Source organism: Embleya sp. NBC_00888, assembly GCF_045207655.1.
In the GTDB taxonomy this organism is placed as follows: domain Bacteria; phylum Actinomycetota; class Actinomycetes; order Streptomycetales; family Streptomycetaceae; genus Embleya.
The window spans coordinates 4,289,112-4,305,388 of the sequence record NZ_CP108784.1 but is presented as its reverse complement, the minus strand read 5'-3'; the positions used below and the strand labels follow the sequence as shown (position 1 = coordinate 4,305,388).

At 72.7% G+C, this 16,277-nt stretch carries 15 protein-coding genes, 1 tRNA gene and 1 pseudogene; 9 read left to right on the top strand and 8 right to left on the bottom strand.

Annotation, left to right across the window (positions count from 1 at the left end):
• Positions 1-35 precede the first annotated feature (35 nt).
• Positions 36-2,192: a bifunctional glycosyltransferase 87/phosphatase PAP2 family protein gene (locus OG948_RS17905; RefSeq protein ID WP_406297511.1), complete on the bottom strand. Its 2,157-nt coding sequence runs from the start codon at positions 2,190-2,192 to the stop codon at positions 36-38.
• Positions 2,193-2,390: 198 nt separating this feature from the next.
• Between OG948_RS17905 and OG948_RS17900 the strand changes: the two genes are divergently transcribed.
• From OG948_RS17900 to OG948_RS17890, 3 genes and pseudogenes are all read left to right on the top strand, one after another.
• On the top strand, positions 2,391-2,966 hold the full coding sequence (locus OG948_RS17900) for a GNAT family N-acetyltransferase (protein WP_406297510.1): 576 nt from the start codon (positions 2,391-2,393) through the stop codon (positions 2,964-2,966).
• Positions 2,967-3,201: 235 nt separating this feature from the next.
• Positions 3,202-3,519, top strand: a complete 318-nt coding sequence (locus OG948_RS17895; RefSeq protein WP_406297509.1) for a hypothetical protein — start codon at positions 3,202-3,204, stop codon at positions 3,517-3,519.
• 129 nt (positions 3,520-3,648) lie between these two features.
• Positions 3,649-3,912, top strand: a pseudogene (locus tag OG948_RS17890) (transglycosylase family protein); the annotation flags it as partial.
• Positions 3,913-4,202: 290 nt separating this feature from the next.
• Here OG948_RS17890 and OG948_RS17885 read toward each other — a convergent pair.
• Together OG948_RS17885 and OG948_RS17880 are read right to left on the bottom strand one after the other, a co-directional pair.
• Positions 4,203-4,274 (bottom strand) — tRNA-Val (locus OG948_RS17885).
• Positions 4,275-4,296: 22 nt separating this feature from the next.
• Positions 4,297-4,644: a hypothetical protein gene (locus OG948_RS17880; RefSeq protein WP_406297508.1), complete on the bottom strand. Its 348-nt coding sequence runs from the start codon at positions 4,642-4,644 to the stop codon at positions 4,297-4,299.
• Between the two features lie 195 nt (positions 4,645-4,839).
• Here OG948_RS17880 and OG948_RS17875 point away from each other — a divergent pair, with 195 nt between their 5' ends.
• Together OG948_RS17875 and OG948_RS17870 are read left to right on the top strand one after the other, a co-directional pair.
• Positions 4,840-6,096 (top strand): exonuclease SbcCD subunit D, encoded by a 1,257-nt coding sequence (locus tag OG948_RS17875; RefSeq protein WP_406297507.1) that lies wholly within the window; start codon positions 4,840-4,842, stop codon positions 6,094-6,096.
• A complete protein-coding gene (locus OG948_RS17870) occupies positions 6,093-9,596 on the top strand; it encodes an AAA family ATPase (protein ID WP_406297506.1) in 3,504 nt (1,167 codons plus the stop codon). Before OG948_RS17875 ends, OG948_RS17870 begins: the two co-directional genes overlap by 4 nt.
• Positions 9,597-9,624: 28 nt before the next feature.
• Here the strand turns inward: OG948_RS17870 and OG948_RS17865 are convergent, their stop codons facing one another.
• Positions 9,625-10,062: an ATP-binding protein gene (locus OG948_RS17865; protein ID WP_406297505.1), complete on the bottom strand. Its 438-nt coding sequence runs from the start codon at positions 10,060-10,062 to the stop codon at positions 9,625-9,627.
• A 185-nt stretch (positions 10,063-10,247) separates the two neighbouring features.
• Here OG948_RS17865 and OG948_RS17860 point away from each other — a divergent pair, with 185 nt between their 5' ends.
• Positions 10,248-10,535 (top strand): DUF397 domain-containing protein, encoded by a 288-nt coding sequence (locus OG948_RS17860; RefSeq protein WP_406297504.1) that lies wholly within the window; start codon positions 10,248-10,250, stop codon positions 10,533-10,535.
• A 3-nt stretch (positions 10,536-10,538) separates the two neighbouring features.
• On the opposite strand, the gene OG948_RS17855 is transcribed toward OG948_RS17860, so the two are convergent.
• The 4 genes from OG948_RS17855 to OG948_RS17840 form a co-directional block, all read right to left on the bottom strand.
• Complete coding sequence (locus OG948_RS17855) at positions 10,539-11,093, bottom strand: Dabb family protein (protein WP_402234634.1); 555 nt, start codon at positions 11,091-11,093, stop codon at positions 10,539-10,541.
• On the bottom strand, positions 11,090-11,533 hold the full coding sequence (locus tag OG948_RS17850) for an NIPSNAP family protein (RefSeq protein WP_406297503.1): 444 nt from the start codon (positions 11,531-11,533) through the stop codon (positions 11,090-11,092). Before OG948_RS17850 ends, OG948_RS17855 begins: the two co-directional genes overlap by 4 nt.
• Positions 11,530-12,438, bottom strand: a complete 909-nt coding sequence (locus tag OG948_RS17845) for an LLM class F420-dependent oxidoreductase (RefSeq protein WP_406297502.1) — start codon at positions 12,436-12,438, stop codon at positions 11,530-11,532. The genes OG948_RS17850 and OG948_RS17845 overlap by 4 nt, the downstream gene beginning before the upstream one ends.
• Positions 12,439-12,652: 214 nt before the next feature.
• Positions 12,653-12,898 (bottom strand): hypothetical protein, encoded by a 246-nt coding sequence (locus OG948_RS17840; RefSeq protein ID WP_395867484.1) that lies wholly within the window; start codon positions 12,896-12,898, stop codon positions 12,653-12,655.
• Positions 12,899-13,067: 169 nt separating this feature from the next.
• On the opposite strand from OG948_RS17840, the gene OG948_RS17835 reads away from it, so the two are divergent.
• From OG948_RS17835 to OG948_RS17825, 3 genes are all read left to right on the top strand, one after another.
• The gene (locus tag OG948_RS17835; protein ID WP_406297501.1) at positions 13,068-14,231 is read left to right on the top strand and encodes a glycosyltransferase; all 1,164 of its coding nucleotides are present in this window, start codon (positions 13,068-13,070) and stop codon (positions 14,229-14,231) included.
• A gap of 84 nt (positions 14,232-14,315) precedes the next feature.
• Complete coding sequence (locus OG948_RS17830) at positions 14,316-14,996, top strand: GntR family transcriptional regulator (RefSeq protein ID WP_406300282.1); 681 nt, start codon at positions 14,316-14,318, stop codon at positions 14,994-14,996.
• Positions 14,997-15,139: 143 nt separating this feature from the next.
• A complete protein-coding gene (locus OG948_RS17825) occupies positions 15,140-16,264 on the top strand; it encodes a TIGR03364 family FAD-dependent oxidoreductase (RefSeq protein WP_406297500.1) in 1,125 nt (374 codons plus the stop codon).
• Positions 16,265-16,277: the final 13 nt, after the last annotated feature.

Genomic DNA, 16,277 nt, shown 5'->3' with positions numbered 1-16,277 from the left:
TGGCAAAGTGTTGGCAATGCCAAGGTGTGTCGTCACTATTTGTGGCTGACCGGCTGTTTGTCGGGATCGTCGCGTGGATCGGAATCATCCTGCTTTGACTCCGTCGAACGGGTGATCACGACCGAGTCGCCGGCCCGGGTCGACATCGCTGTGTTATCCACGACGGCGGATCCGTTTCCGGCTCCGACCTGCACCGGCACCGGTCCGGTCGTCGGCACGGGCACGGCGGGGGGCTCGACCGAGAAGGCCGAGCGTCCCGTGAGCAGATACTGGACCGCGAAGCCCAGGCCGACCACGGCGGCACCGCCGACCGCGTCCATGATCCAGTGGTTCGCGGTACCCATCACCACCAGCGTGGTCGCCAGCGGATAGGTCAGGCCCAGCCAGCGCCAACCCTTGGGCGCGATGGCCAGGATCATCAGGCCGCACCACAACGACCAGCCCACGTGCAGCGAGGGCATCGCCGCGTACTGGTTGGAGATCTTGGTCAGCGCGCCGAAGTTCGGGTTGTTCAGATCCTGTACGCCGTGCACGGTGTCGATGTAGTCGTAGCCGGGCATCAGGCGCGGCGGCGCGAGCGGGTAGAGCCAGAAGCCGACCAGGCCGGTGACCGTGGCCACGCTCAGCACGGTGCGGGCCGAGCGATACGCGGCGGGTTTGCGGATGTACAGGATCGCCAGGATGGTCAGCGGCACGATGAAGTGGAACGTCTCGTAGAAGAAGTTCATGCCGTTCTCCAGCCAGCCGATCCTCGCCACGAAGTGGTTCAGACTCCGCTCGACGTCGACGTGCAGGAACTTCTCCAGGTCGATGATCTGCTGTCCGTGCTCCTCGGCGACCCGGCGCTGGTCGGGCACCGAGGCGCGGATGAACGAGTAGACCTGGTAGCCGACCCGGATCATCAGCAGTTCGAGCAGCAGGTTCGGCCGGGACAGCGGACGCCAGCCGAACGGCAGCGCGGGAATCCAGGAGAACCGGCCCTGCGCGGCGGCACCCTGCGGCATCGCCTGCGGGGTCCACTTGGCCGACGCCTTGGTGATGAACGGCACCGCGCACGCCGATGCGACCGCGAGCAGCAGCGGACCGTTGTCGGCGACCACCCGGACGGCGGAGAGCTTGCCCCAGATCAGCGTCTTGCTGTCGAACGTCATGATCATGAAGACCGCGACCGGCCACACCATGCGGTCGGTCTGCCGGGCGCCCAGCCGGCCGGCGGCGGCGAGCAGGATCCACAACTGCTGGTGCTGCCAGGACACCGGGGCCACCGCGACCATCATGCAGCCCGCGAGCGCGACACCGAGCAGCGCCTGGCCGTCCTTGGCGTAGGCCACCGCGCGCGGCATGCCGAACCACAGCACCGCCGCGGACAGCAGCACCACGAGCATGATCTCCAGCGGCCCGGAGAGCCCGATCCGCAACATCAGGCCGTGCAGCGACTGATTGGACAGCGCGTCGGCGTCCCCGCCCAGGCCCGCGCCCGCGACGTGGTGCACCCAGTAGGTGAAGGAGTCGCGCGGCATGGTGAGCCAGGCGAGCGCGGTGCACGCCAGGAACGTCGCGGTCGCGTTCGCGGCCGCGCGCTGCTTGCCGGTCATCCACAGGTAGACGGCGAACAGCAGCATCGCCGGGTGTAGCGCGGCGGCGACGCCCACGGCGATCGAGGCGGGCTTGCCGGGTGCGGGTCTGAGCATCGCGGGCAACGCGAGCAGCACCGGGAGCAGGCTCATCTGGCCGAGCGAGAGGTTGCCCCGGACCGGCAGCGACAGCACCAGGAGGCTGATGATCAGCGGCGCCGCGAGCAGTTGCGCGCGGCGGGTGCGCAACGCCGGGAGGGCGTACGCGACCAGCACCCCGATCGCGGCCACGATCAGCAGGGTCACGATCGTCCACGCGACGCCCAGCGCGTTCTCCGCCGCCTTGGTGAGCGGGCGCAGCACCCAGCCCGCGAACGGCGTCTCGCTGAAGGTGGTGCCGCGCGAGTCGGTGTCGTAGAGCGAACCGGGCAGGTGTAGCACGCCCTCCGGACCGAGCCAGGCGTCCAACTCGGGCAGTCTGCGGTCCTGTGGCCGGTCGAGTACCTCGTTGGCCTGTCGGATGGCGACGCATGCGGCGAGCAGCCACAGACCCACCAGGGCCAGAGAGATCCTGGTCCTTCGTATGTCCAGTAGCCGGCGAACGCCTGCCCTCACCATGTGCGACTTCTCCCGTTTTTCCGTGTCCTGTCGCCCGATGGCCCTCGATCCGTGGCGAGGCCATTCGGTTGCCACGCTTCGGACACCTTGTCACCGCCCGAGCGCGACGGAAAGCGGAGGTCCCTCGCGAGACCCACGCCGTACGCTCGGGGGCGGCATGGAACACATCGCCGAATCGACGAGGGGCGAGAAACAACAATGGTGCCGCAGGACGCGTCGACGCGGACGCACGAGGCCCCCGAGGGGCTCATACCGGTCTCCTTCCGCCAGGCCGATGCATCCCACATCCCTGCCCTGGTCGAGCTGGTCGAGTCCGCCTATCGCGGAGACGAGAGTCGACAGGGCTGGACCACGGAGGCGAGCCTGCTGGAGGGGCGGCGCACCGACGCGGACGCGGTCGCGGCGGTTGTGGACGGGGCCGACAGTGTGATGTGGATCGCCGAGCGGGACGGCGTGTTGCTCGGTTGTTGCCAGCTCGAGCGCCGCGCGGACTCGGTCGCCTACTTCGGGATGTTCGCGATCCGCCCGGGACGACAGGGCGGCGGCCTGGGTCGATCGCTGCTCGCCGAGGCCGAGCGGGTCGCGGTGCGGCTGTGGGGCGCCGAGCGCATGCAGATGACCGTGATCCGGCAGCGCGAGGAACTGATCGCCTGGTACGAGCGGCGCGGATTCGCGCGCACCGGCGTGTTGTCCCCGTTCCCGTACGGCAACGAGCGGTTCGGCCGGCCGTTGCGGGACGACCTGGAGTTCGAACTGCTGACCAAGGACCTGTGAGTCCGGGGGAGCGAGCGACGCCACCGGTGGCGGTTCGTGGTGCGACACGGCTTCGACTCCCCCAGGACGTGGGATCGAACCCGCGCCCCGGCCCGGCCGGTTCGGGATTCCCCTCGATCAGGTGATCATTTCGCCTGGACTTCGGTGGATCGGCTCCCGCGCGTCCCGATCGTGACAGCATGGGTGTTCGGGGATAGTTCGGCCCCGGCACCGGTCGCTTGGGGGAGTCGAAGCCGTGTCGCACCACGAACCGCCACCGCGGTATCCGCAACAGCCCGGGCAGCCGCCCCCGCCTCCGCAGGGCGGCGGCCGGCGCGGCAACCCGTTGATCACGCTGGTGATCGCACTGGTGGTGGTGGCGGCCGTGGTGACCGCGATCATCCTGATCACCCGTGGGGACGACGACGGGGACGCTCCGAAGAAGACGCCCTCCACCCAGGGGCCCAACCAACCGGGTCTGCCCACCGGCCTGTTGCCCTCCGGTCTGTTGCCGTCCGGGCTGCTTCCCTCGGGTCTGGACATCCCGTCCGGCCTGTTGCCCGACATCGGGTAGGGCCGGCTCGATCCGACCCGCTCGTCCCCGGGCGCACCACGGCCCGCGTTGGGGCACTCGGGTGATTCCCCGGCCTGCCCCCGGTCCGGTCACCGGAATCGGGGTGCCGGCTGCCTACTGTCGGCTGACATGGCCAAACAGTTGATCAGATCATCCGTCTTAATCCTGCTGGTCGGTGTCGTAGGCGCCGGACTGGCCGTGGCCCCGGCCACCGTTGCCGAGGCCGTCGAGGACCGGACCTGGGACGCTCTCGCGGACTGCGAGAGCAGCGGTCGATGGAACCTGAACACCGGGAACGGCTACTACGGCGGGCTCCAGATCCTGCCGAGTACGTGGGACGAGGCGGGCGGACAGGAGTACGCCGGCCGCCCGGACCGGGCCACCCGCGAGGAGCAGATCGCCGTCGCCGAGGTGATCCTGCGCATGCAGGGCTGGGAGGCGTGGCCGCAGTGCGCCCGACAGATCGGCATGCTCGGGTCGACCTACACGGTCAAGGCGGGCGACACGCTGTCCTCGATCGCGCGCGACCTCGGCGTGATCGGCGGCTGGCAGGCGCTGTACGACGCGAACCGCGACACGATCGGCGAGGACCCGGATCGACTGCTGCCGGGCACGGTCCTGAACGTGCCGAAGGCCGCTCTTCGGAGCGGCCCTCGGTTGGCGCGTGATCATGATCTGATCGGTGCTCACGACTGGGATCGAACCAGTGACTTCCTCGGTGTGAACGAGGCGCTCTCCCGCTGAGCTACGCGAGCCTGCGTAGGTTTCGTGCACATCCTAACCAGTAACACGCGAGTGGGTCGCCCCCTCCCCGTGACGGGGCGGCCCGCTCGTGCTCACCGCCCTTCGGCGGAGTCTCCACAATGCCGCCGGGCGCCGGGTCGGTTCAACCGGTTTTCCCCGGTCCGGCCGGGCGCGCAGCGCCACCAACAGGCCGGACAGCCCGAACACCAGCGTGATGGTGGGCGCGGGTCGTCGCAGCAGTCCGCGCACGTCCAGGTCGGCGGAGAATCCGTAGCGGTGCGCGGCCGCCAGGCACAGGATCGCGCCCGCCACCGCACAGACCGCGCAGGCGGCGAGCGGACCCGGGATCGGCCGGCTCCGGTCGGTGTGTCGAGCTGTCACGGCGAACTCCAGGACGGATGTGCAGCGTTTCCTCCAGCCTGGTCGGGCGGCCCCCCGCGGACCAGGTAGGTGCCTGGCGGATCGGGGGTGGGGCCAGCCCCACCTTTGCCGGACCGGACGGAAACCCCCGCCCTGTCGGTGCCGTGTGCCTATCCTGGGCTGCCCTGTGAACGCCGACCGGAGGCGCCCCGCTTCATGAAGCTGCTGCACGCCGCCGACCTGCACATCGACAGCCCGCTGCGCGGACTTTCCGGCTACGAGGGGGCACCCGCGGCGGAGATTCGCGGCGCGGCGCGGCGGGCCGTGGTCAACCTGGTGGACCTGGCGCTGGCCGAGGCGGTCGACGCGGTGCTGCTCGCGGGCGACATCTACGACGGCGACTGGAAGGACTACCACACGGGGTTGTTCTTCACGGTGCAGATGCGTCGCCTCGCCGAGGCGGACATCCCGGTCCTGCTGGTCGCGGGCAACCACGACGCGGACAGCCGGATCACCCGCGAACTGCGCCTGCCCGCCAACGTGCACCGGTTCTCCACCGCGCGCCCGGAGACCGTCGCGTTCGAGGACCTGGGGCTGGCCGTGCACGGTCAGGGCTTCGCGGTGCGGGACGTGACCGAGAACCTCGCGGTGAGCTATCCGGCGCCGCGCGGCGGGATGTTCAACGTCGGGCTGCTGCACACCGCGCTGACCGGCGCCGAGGGGCACGCGAACTACGCGCCGTGCAGCGTCGGCGACCTGCTCTCGCGCGGCTACGACTACTGGGCGCTGGGCCACGTGCACGCGCGCGAGGTGGTGCACGCCGCCGAGCCGTGGATCGTCTTCCCGGGCAACGTGCAGGGCCGGCACGCCCGCGAGACCGGGCCCAAGGGCGCGACGCTGATCACGGTCGACGGCGACCGCGGCCGGGCCGAGGTCGAGCACCGCGACCTGGACGTGGTGCGCTGGGCGCGCCTGGACGTGGACGCGACCGAGGCGACCGGCATCGAGGACGTGCTCGACCTGGTGCGCCGGCGGATGGCCGAGGAGCGGGCCGCGGCCGGCGATCGACTGCTGGCGGCCCGGGTCCGGGTCGTCGGCGCGTCCGACGCGCACGAGGCGCTGTGGCGCGACGAACGCCGGTTCGTGTTCGAGGCCCGGGCGCTGGCCGCCGAGTTCTCCGGGGTGTGGCTGGAAAAGGTCCGCCTGGAGACCCGGCACGCCGAACTGGGCGACACGGGGGTCGAGTTGCCCGCACTGGTGGAGGACCTGGCCCGGACGGCCAAGGCCCTGCGCGCCGATCCCGACGCCCTCGAACAGTTGATCCGATCGGTGCCCGGGCTGCGCACGCTCGACCCCAAGGTGGCCGAGGAGGGCATCACGCCGGCGGACCGGGCCTGGCGCGCGGACATCTTCGATCAGGCCGTCGACCTGCTCACGGCGCTGGTCACCGGGACCGACGGGGAGTCCGGATGAGGATCGATCGGCTCGACCTGATCGCGTTCGGCTGCTTCACCGACCGGCACATCGAGCTCGGTGCCCCGGGCGTACACGTGATCAGCGGCCCGAACGAGGCCGGCAAGTCCACCGTGCGGCATGCCCTGGACCAGCTCCTGTACGGCATGGACCGGCAGACCTCGTACGACTTCGTGCACGCGATGCGCGACCTCAAGCTCGGCGCGCTGGTGCGGGACGAGCGCGGGAGCGTGCTCGACGTGGTGCGGCACAAGCGGGACAAAAACCCGCTCACCCGCGCGGACGGCACGGTGCTCGCCGAGGCCGAGCTGACCCGACTGCTCGCGGGCGTGGGCCGCGACGACTTCCGGCACGTCTTCGCGCTGGACCACGCCGGGCTGCGCGAGGGCGGCGCGGAACTGCTCCGAGGCGAGGGCGACGTGGGGCGGGCGCTGTTCGAGTCGCGCTCCTCGGCCCGACTCGGCGAGGTGCTGACCCGTCTGGAGGAGCGCGCCGACGAGCTGTACAAGACGCGCGGGAAGAACCAGCGGATCAACGCGGGACTGACCGAACTGGGCCGGTTGCGCAAGCGGGTCCAGGACGACGCGCTGGCACCTTCGGTGTTCGGCGACGCGGTCAAGGAGGCCCGGCGGGCCGAGGAGGAGCGCGATCGGCTCGGCGGCTACCGCAGCGAGGCGCGCGCGCAGGCGAGCCGGCTGGATCGGGTCCGCCAGGCGCTGCCGGTGCTGGGCCGACGCACCGCGCTCGACGGCGAGCGGGCCGCACTGCTCGCCGAGGGCCCACCGGCCCCCGCCGAGCTCGCGGCCGAGTTGGCCGCGCTCGACGAGCGGGTGCGGGAGGCGACGGCGGAGACCGAACGGGCCGCGCGCGAGGCGGCCGAGGCCCGCCGCGAGGCGGCCGACCTGGTGGTGGACCGCGCGTTGTCGGCGCAGGTCGCCGAGGTGGACGCGCTGCACGCGGACGTCGCGGCGATCCGCGACGCGGTCGAGCTGGCCGCCGACGCCGATGCCGAGGCGTCGCAGACCCGGGCGGGCGCCGCCGAACTGCTGTCCCGGGTACGCCCGGACCGTGCCCTGGACGACCCCACGGCGTACGACGTGCCGCCCGGCGTCGGCGACCGGGTCACCGCACTGCGGGACCACCTCAAGGTGTGCGAGGCCCGGCTCGCGGGCGCCGGCGAGCAGGTCGCGCATCGCCGCGGCCGGCTGGACGCGGCGCGCGCGACCTGCTCGCTGGCCCCGGAGCCGGCCGACCCGGCCGCGCTGCGCGCGCTGCTTCGGGCGGTGCCGGGCAACCTGGTAGAGGACATCGCGCGCGACGAACGGCGGGTGGCCGAGCTCGAACGCGAGGCGCACGACCTGCGGGCCCGGCACAACCTGGCGGACCTGGCGCCGCTCGCCGAGGACCGGCCGGCGCGGCTGCGACTGCCCGGCCGGGAACGGGTCGCCGACCACCTGGACCGGGTGGGCCGGGTCCGCGAGGAACTGCACGCGAGCACGCGGGCCGAGGACGAGGCGGTGGCCGACCACGACGCGCGGCGGCGCGAGCTGGCCGTGCTCGCGCTCGCCGACCCGCCGCCCACGCCCGCCGACTGGGCCGCCGCCCGGGCCGAGCGCGATCGGCTGTGGACGCTGGTGTGCGCGAGCCCGCCGCTGACCGACGACCGGATCGACGCCTACGAACGCGCGGTTCGGTTGGCGGACGAGATCGTCGAGCGGATCGCCCGCCGGGCCGAGGACGCGGTCCGGCTCGGCCGGCTCCGGGTGGATGTCGAGCACGACGAGCGCACGCTGGCCCGACTGGCCGAGCGGCGGCTGGAATTGACCGCGCGCCGGGCCGAGCTCGCGGCGGAGTGGGCGGCGGCCTGGGCGCCGAGCGGGTTGCCCGCGCCGGACCCGCACGACGCCGGCGCGTTCCTGGACGCGCTGGCCGAGCTGGCCCGGATCGAGGTCGAGGCGCGCGCGGCGCGGGACCGACTGGCCGCGGGCAGGGCGCGCGCCGCAGAACTGGCGGGGGCGTTTCGCGTCGCGCTGGCCGAGTCCGGCGCGCCGGCAGGCACGAGCAACCTGGCCGCGCTGATCGAACTGGCCGACGCCCGCCGCGACGCGCTCGCGGACGCGGTGCGGGTGCGCGAGAGCGGGCTCGCGGCCGTGCGCGAGGCCGAGGCCGAACTCGCCGAAGCCGACGCGGAGGCGGACCGGGCCCGGGACGAGCGTGCGGCGTGGGAGCGGCGCTGGCACGAACTGGTGCACGGCCTGGACCTGCCCGAGGGCGACCCCGACGCGGTTGCCGCGTCGGTGCACACGCTGGCCGAGGTGGCGGCGGCGGTGGGGCACGCGGCTGAGGCACAGCGGCGCCGGATCCGCGCGGACGAGCGGGTGGCCGCGTTCGGCGCGCGGGTGGCCGAGGTGTTCGCCGCGTGCGGACGGCCGGAGCCGATCGAGGCGGACGGGCGTCCGGCGTTCGCCGCGGTGCTCGCGCTGCACGAGGAGTCGACCCGGGCCCGGCGGGCCGACGAGGCCCGCGGCAGGCTCGTCGAGCGGATCGCCCGGCTGGACGACGCGGCGGCCGCCGGGCGGGGCGCGGTCGCGCGCGCCGAGGGCGAACTCGCCGCGCTGGTCGAGGCCGCCGGTGCCGCCGACGCCGACGAACTGCGCGCCTCGGTCGGCCGATCCGCGCGGTTGCGCGCGATCGAGGACGCGCTGGTCGAACACGGTGCGCTGCTGTCCCCCGAGCTCGAACAGGAGGCCGCGCGGCACGACCCCGAGGAACTCGACGTGGCGATCGAGGACGCCGCGCGCCGGGTCGAGGAGGCCGAGGCGGCGTACGCCGCGGCGGGCGAGGAACTCGGTCGCTGCCGGCAGATCGTGCGGGATCTGGAGCGCGAGTCGGTGGCCGCCGCCCGGGCCCAGGAGGAGGTGGCCGGCACGGTCGCGACGATCGCCGAGGACACCGAGGAGTTCGTCCGACTGCGGCTGGCCCGCGAGGTGCTGCTGCGCTGCATGGAGGACTACCGCAAGCAGAACCAGGCTCCGGTGCTGGCCCGGGCGGAAGAGGTGTTCACCGCGCTCACCGCGGGACGCTTCGACCGGCTGCTCGTGGAGACCGACGGCCGCAAGGGCGCCCCGGTGCTGCGCGCGCGGCGGGCCGGCTCCTCCCCGGTCGCCGTGGCCGGTTCCGTCGGCGTGGACGAGATGAGCGAGGGCACCCGCGATCAGCTCTACCTGGCGCTGCGCCTGGCCTCGCTGGACGCGTACGCCGAAGCGGGTCGGGCGATGCCGATCGTGCTCGACGACATCGCGATGACGTTCGACGACGGGCGCACGCGCGCGATGCTCTCGGTGCTGGACGCGATGGCCGACCGGTTCCAGGTGGTGTTGTTCACCCACCACCCGCACCTGGGTCGGCTCGCCGTGGACACGCTCGCGCCCGGCCGTGCCCACGTGCACGAACTGCCGGTCTACGTCGCCCGGTCGGCCGCGGGGCAACCGGTGGAGTGAGCCCGCGGCGGGCGTCGTACGGGCGGGTTCAGGCGGTCATCGCGAGCCGGAAGCGCACGCACTTCCCGCCGGGTTCGGGGATCGACTCCCAGCCGTCGGACAACGATTCGACCAGCAGCAGGCCGCGTCCGGTGGTGTCGTCGTCGGTCGCCTCGACCACCTGGGGCACCCGGGTGTCCGTGTCGTGCACCTCGATCCACACACAGGCGGCGCCGTCGGGGCCGCGGTCTCGGCGGACCACGACGCTGAAAGGGCGTCCCAGACCCGCGTGGCGTACGGCATTGGTCGCCAGTTCGGAGGCGAGAAGTACGGCGATGTCGGACAAGGATTCGAGGTCCCAAACCGTCAGCGCCACGCGGACATGCTCCCGCACGGCGGACACGCACGCGGGCATCGCCGGCAGCGTGATGGTCGGGCTGACCTCGTCCTCTGCGTCCGCCACTTCCGGATCGGCCAGGGTGGTCATGCAGCTACCTCCTGTTGCGTGGGCTGCGTTTGCCCCCGCAAGCGGCCCCGCCCCGTCCCGTCGCTTTAAGTGATCTTGTAAGCGCGTAAAGTGAGGGTGCTCGGTAGGATGCTCCACGAAACCCGGTGGTGCAACTCTCGCCGCCACTTCGGTGTCCGCGTGTACACGGTTCACCCGATCGGGCGATGTCCCTGGCCCTCGCATGGAGGAAGCGGGTTCGACTCGCCCCGTCGGCGTGGCCTCGACGAGTCAGGGGTGACGGGCCGATGGCGACCTCGTTGCGGGAAACCCACGCACCGACGTGGCGACGGAGCTCCTACAGCAGCGTGCAGGGGAACTGTGTGGAAGTGGTGAACCGTCACCCCTGCGAGGTGGTGGTGCGCGATTCGAAGCAACGTGCCTGTGCGGTCCTGAGGTTCACCGACCGCGAATGGACCCACTTGTTGGTTGCCCTTGTCGGACGCGGAAATTGACGATCAGTCAGGAACGGTCTCGGTGAGCACCGGGACATCGCTCCAGCGGAAGACGTGGGCCAGCGTCGGCTCCACGATCGACCCGGGCACCTCGCCGTCGAACCAGCGGTCCACATGCGCCCAGTGGTAGGGGTTCAGCAGGTACTCGCCGGTCAGCCCCTCGACCGCGGCGTACTCCTGCTCCCACGCGTGCGTCCACCGCGAGCGCCCGGTCCGCTCCACCACCCGGGACAGCGCCCACGAGCGGATCGTCGGGATGTGCTGCGGCATGGCGATCAGATCCGCCTCGAACTCGGCCAGTACGTCGGCGGGTGTGCCCGCGCGCACGGTCAACAGCAGCGTGCGCTTGACCCGGGGACCGGTCAGCGGCGCGAACCCGGCGCGCACCGGGCGCAGCGCGACCTCGTCGGCCCGCGCCGGGAGTTCCGGCCGCGCGTCGGACCGAAGATCCCATGAGTAGCCGTGCCCGCCGACGCAGCCGGGCAGGTCCGGTCCGGCCGAGAGCGACCGGTGTCCCGGCCCGGGCATGGTCGTGGCCAGCACCACTCGACGAGTCATGCGCGTGCTCCCGTGTGTGCGGTGCGGTCCGCCGGGGTGTGGTCCGCTTCGGTGGCGGCCGCCTCGCCGGCACCCGCCCGGTCCGGGTCCGGCGCGGCGGCGGACCCGGACATCGCCGGTTGCAGCGCCCGGCGTTGCCGATCCAGCGCGTAGCCGTCGGTGGCGGCCCAGAACGCCGCGACCTCCGGATCGGCCGCCGCGGCCCCGCGCATCGCGTAGAACGCGCGGATCGTCGGCAGCACCCACAGGATGTGCACGGTGGTCGCGTCCCGGCCCGCGGGCGAGCGCCAGACGCGTTCCAGCCGCATTCCGCGCCGCTGCGCGCCGGGCAGATAGCGATCATGGAACTGGCCCAGCCACAACGCCACCTGATCGTTCGTCAGAGTGACGTGGTCGAGGATGTTCACCGGGTCGGGACCGGGTTCGGCGGCGGTGCTCACAGCTTGTCCAGCACGGTCTCGCGGTAGCGCGCGATCCGCTCGCGCAACGTGTCCAGCCCATCGGGACCGGCCAGTTCGGCCGGGTTCGGCGCGAACACCAGCCGGCTCGCGCCCGCGTCGGTGAACCGGCGCACCCAGTTCGGGTCGTGCTGGAGCTCGCGGTCGCACGAGCCCGGCCACGCGGTGATCTCGACCGCGTCCGCCGTGCGGCCCGCCGCCCGGGCGGACGCGCGCAGCAGTTCGGCGCGCGTCTCGAACTCGTCGGGCGCGATCGTGTACGGGAACCAGCCGTCGCCGAGCCGCCCGGCCCGACGCACGGCGGGCTCGCTGTTGCCGCCCAGGACCACCGGTACCGCACCGCGTTCGGGGCGCGGCAGGCAGTGCACGCGCTCGAAGGAGGTGAACCTGCCGCGGAAGGTGGCGGGGGCGTCGGCCCACAGCGCGCGCATCGCGCCGACGCACTCCTCCAGGCGGGCGCCGCGCTCGGTGAAGGACGCGCCGACCGCGGCGTACTCCTCCTTCTGCCACCCGATGCCCAGGCCCAGCATCAACCGGCCGCCCGAGTGCCGGTCGATGGTGGCGACCCGCTTGGCCAGCACCACCGGGCTGTGCAGCGGCGCGACCACCATCGCGGTGCCGAAGCGCAGCGTGCGCGAGGCGCCGGCGAGGAAGGCGATGGTCTCCAGCGGGTCGGGCATCGGCACCACGCCGGCGGCGCTGGGGGTGCGACCGGAATCCGAGTACGGGTACAGGGGCTCGTAGTCCTCGGCGACCACGACGTGTTCGACGGTCCACACGGATTCGACGCCGCACTCCTCCAGCGTCCCGGCGAAGTCGCGTAGGAAGCCGCCGGAGGTGATCAGACCGTCCGCGAAGGGCGCCATCACGCCCAGCTTGATCGTCATTCTGACGCCCTTTCAGATCCCGTGTCCGCACCCTGCCCCTGCGGGCGTGCGAGCGCAAGGCCCGACCGACGGTGTCGTTGGACACGCGGCCGAGGGCGGACGACCCGGCGTTTTCGGCCCGGGGAATGCCGCGTGCGCCCGCCATCGGGGCGCGGGCGCACGCGGTCTGTGCGGGCAGGCCGCAGGGCCGGACGGCGGATCGGGAAGGGAGGGGCTACGCGAGCTCGACGAGCTCGTCGTGCCGGTACAGCGGGCGAAGGCCGTCGGCGAAGCGCACCGAATACCACTGGTACGGGGACAGCGGCGGCCGATGCGCGTCCGCGAACACCTCGCACACCTCGCCGATGTGGCCGGTGCTCAGGCCCACCTGCACGCGTACGCGGGTGCCGACCTCGAATCCCTGCCAGCGGGTGGCCCCGCCGCGAACATGCTCCTGGGTCCTCGTCGTCGCGTCGCCCATGACGGGCACCGCCCTTCTGCCGATGGGTAGTTCACTCAGCTGTCGAGAACGCTCCCCTACCCGATATCGGGCGCGGCGCTCGCGCTCTTGAGACGAGGACTCCGTTCGCGCGCGGACTTCACCCGGAAGGAGCGCCCGAGTGGCGCGGTGGAGCCGGCAGGCTTCCGATGTGGACGTCTTGTTGTGGATCACCGCCGTGTCCGGCCTCGCCTGGCTCTACCTGACGCTGTGCCACGGCTGGTTCTGGCGCACCGACGTGCGCCTTGGCGGGGCTGTCGCGCCGGTGGCGGAGCCCGCGTCGGTGGCGGTGATCGTGCCCGCGCGCGACGAGGTGACGGTGCTCGGCGACAGCCTGCCCACGCTGCTCGCGCAGGACTGTCCGGGCCGGGTCGAGGTGCTCCTGGTCGACGACGGCAGCACGGACGGGACCGGCGAACTGGCCCGGCGACTGGGCGCGGCGGCCCGGGTGCCACTCACCGTGACCTCGCCCGGCGAGCCGCCCGCGGGCTGGACCGGCAAGTTGTGGGCGCTGCGGCACGGTGTCGAGTCGGTCGGCGACGTGGACTGGATCCTGTTCACCGACGCGGACATCGCGCACGCGCCCGATTCGCTGGCCCGCCTGGTCGGCGAGGCCGAACACGATCGCCTGGACCTGCTCTCGGTGATGGCCCGGCTGCGCACGCGCACCCGGTGGGAGAAGCTGATCGTGCCCGCCTTCGTGTACTTCTTCGGCAAGCTCTTCCCGTTCCGCCGGGTGAACCGGCCCGGCTCGCGGGTCGCGGCGGCCGCGGGCGGCTGCGTGCTGGTCCGGCGTACCGCGCTGGAGCGGGCCGGCGGCGTGGCGGCGATCCGGGACGCGGTGATCGACGACGTGTCGCTGGGCACCGCGGTCAAGCGCTCGGGCGGGCGGATCCGGCTGGTGCTGGCCGACCCGGTGCGACACGTGGACAGCGTGCGGCCCTACCCGGCGTTGACGGACCTGTGGAACATGGTCGCGCGCAGCGCGTTCGCGCAGTTGCGGCACTCCTGGCTGCTGCTCGCGGGCACCGTGGTGGGGCTGGCGCTGATCTACCTGGCCGCGCCGGTCGCGCTGTTCGCCGCGATCGTCGGCGGCGACGCGGCGCTCGCACTGCTCGCGCTCGCGGTGTGGGCGCTGATGACCGGGACCTACGTGCCGATGGCGCGCTACTACGGACGGCCGGCCGCGGAAGCGGTGTTGTTGCCGTTCGCGGCCACGCTGTACCTGGGCATGACCGTGCACTCGGCGGTTCGGCACGCGCGCGGGCGGGGTGCGGCGTGGAAGGGTCGCACGTACCCGGCGCCGGCCGAATAGGCTCCGTCCGTGCCCAGCCCAGACTCCACCGCCCGTCCCTATCGCGACGGCGTCCCCGAACACGGCCGCGTCCCCAAGTCGTACATGGTCAAGATGAGCCTGCTCCAACTCATGGACGAGTTGGGCGAGGACGCGCTGTTGCCCTCCGAACGCGAACTCGCCGCGACCTACGGGGTCGCCCGCAGCACCCTGCGGGCGGCGATCGGCGAGTTGGTGATGGAGGGCCGACTGCGCTCCGCCCGAGGGCGGGGCACCTACGTCGCGCCGCCCAAGCTCATGCAGCCGGTCAGCCTCGGCAGCTACACCGAGGCGGTGCGCTCGATGGGGCTGACCCCCAGCCGCCGCGTGGTCACCCTCGAACACCACGTCGCGCAGCCCGATCTGGCCGACCGGCTGCGGATCCGCACCGGTGACCTGACCGTGCACCTGGAGCGGGTGCTTCTCGCCGACGACGAGCCGATCGGCCTGGAGAGCACGTACCTGCCGCTGGACCGCTTTCCCACCATCCTGGACGTGCTGCGCCCGGAGGGGTCGTTGTACCTGTGCCTGCAGAAGGACCTGGGGGTGGTCTTCGCGGAGATAGAGGAGACCGTGGAGACCGTGTTGGCCGCGCCGCGCGAGGCGCTGCTCCTGGAGACCAACCCGGCGCTGCCGATGCTCCTGGTCATGCGCACGTCCTACGACCCGGGCGGCGTGCCCATCGAGCGGGTCCGGGCGCTGTTCCGGGGCGACCGGATGGGCTTCGCCACGCGCCTGCGCGCGTAGGCCCCGGCGGGGTTCGATAACGAAAAGATAACAGGTTCGGACCTTAACGGACTGTTCACCCGGACGACATACCGCCTCCGCATGCTCGGCATCGACCACTCCCAAGCTGGTCGCAATCGCCCCCGAGAACGTGGAGGAAGCCGGTGCGAGTCATCGTCGTCGGAGGTGGCGTGCTGGGCACCATGCATGCCTGGCAGGCCATCGATCGAGGTTACGAGGTCGTGCACATCGAGCGCGAGCGCGAGGCGCGCGGTGCTTCGGTGCGCAACTTCGGCCTGGTGTGGATCGGTGGCCGGGCCGTCGGCGACGAACTGGCCACCGCGCTCCGGGCCCGCGAACTGTGGGAGCGGATCGGCGCCGACGTGCCCGGTACCGGCTTTCGTCCCAACGGCTCGCTCACCGTGTGCCGAGGCGCCGAGGAGGTCGCGGTGGCCGAGGCGGCCCTCGCGCTGCCCGACGCCGCCGAGCGCGGCCTGAAGCTGCTCACCCCGGGCGAGGCCCGCGAGCACAACCCGGCGCTGCGCGGCGGCTTCGACGCCGCCCTGTGGTGCGAGCGCGACGGCGCGGTCGAGTCCCGGGTCGCACTGCCCGCGCTGCGCGCCCATCTGGCGGCCGGCGGCCGGTACACCTGGCTGCCCGGTCGCGAGGTGCGCGACCTGCTGCCGAGCGGCACCGGCGTGCGCGACGACCACGGCCACACCCACGAGGGCGACCTGGTGGTGCTGTGCACCGGCGCCTGGCTGACCGGCCTGGTCCGCGAGCTCGCCCCCGAGCTGCCGGTGCGCCGGGTGCGCCTGCAGATGATGCAGACCGACCCGCTCGACGAGCCGCTGACCACCGCGGTCGCCGACGGCGACAGCTTCCGCTACTACCCCGCCTACGCCGGGACCGCGCTCGACGCGCTCCGCGCGGCCCACCCCCAGGCGCCGGTGCCCGCCGAGCACCGCATGCAACTGCTGATGGTCCAGCGCCTCGACGGCGGCCTGACCATCGGCGACACGCACGAGTACGACGAGCCGTTCACGTTCGACGTGGACTCCGCCCCCTACGAGCACCTGGTCGATGTCGCCGAGAGCCTGCTCGGCCGGCCGTTGCCGGCCGTGCGCCGGCGCTGGGCCGGGGTGTACGCGCAGACCACCGACACCACCCGGGTCGTGCACCGCGAGCAGGTCGCCCCCGCGACCTGGCTGGTGACCGGACCCGGCGGGCGCGGAATGACCTGCTCGCCCGCCATCGCCGAACGCACCGCGAACCTGGCCGGCCTCTAGGCCCGGCTGCGCC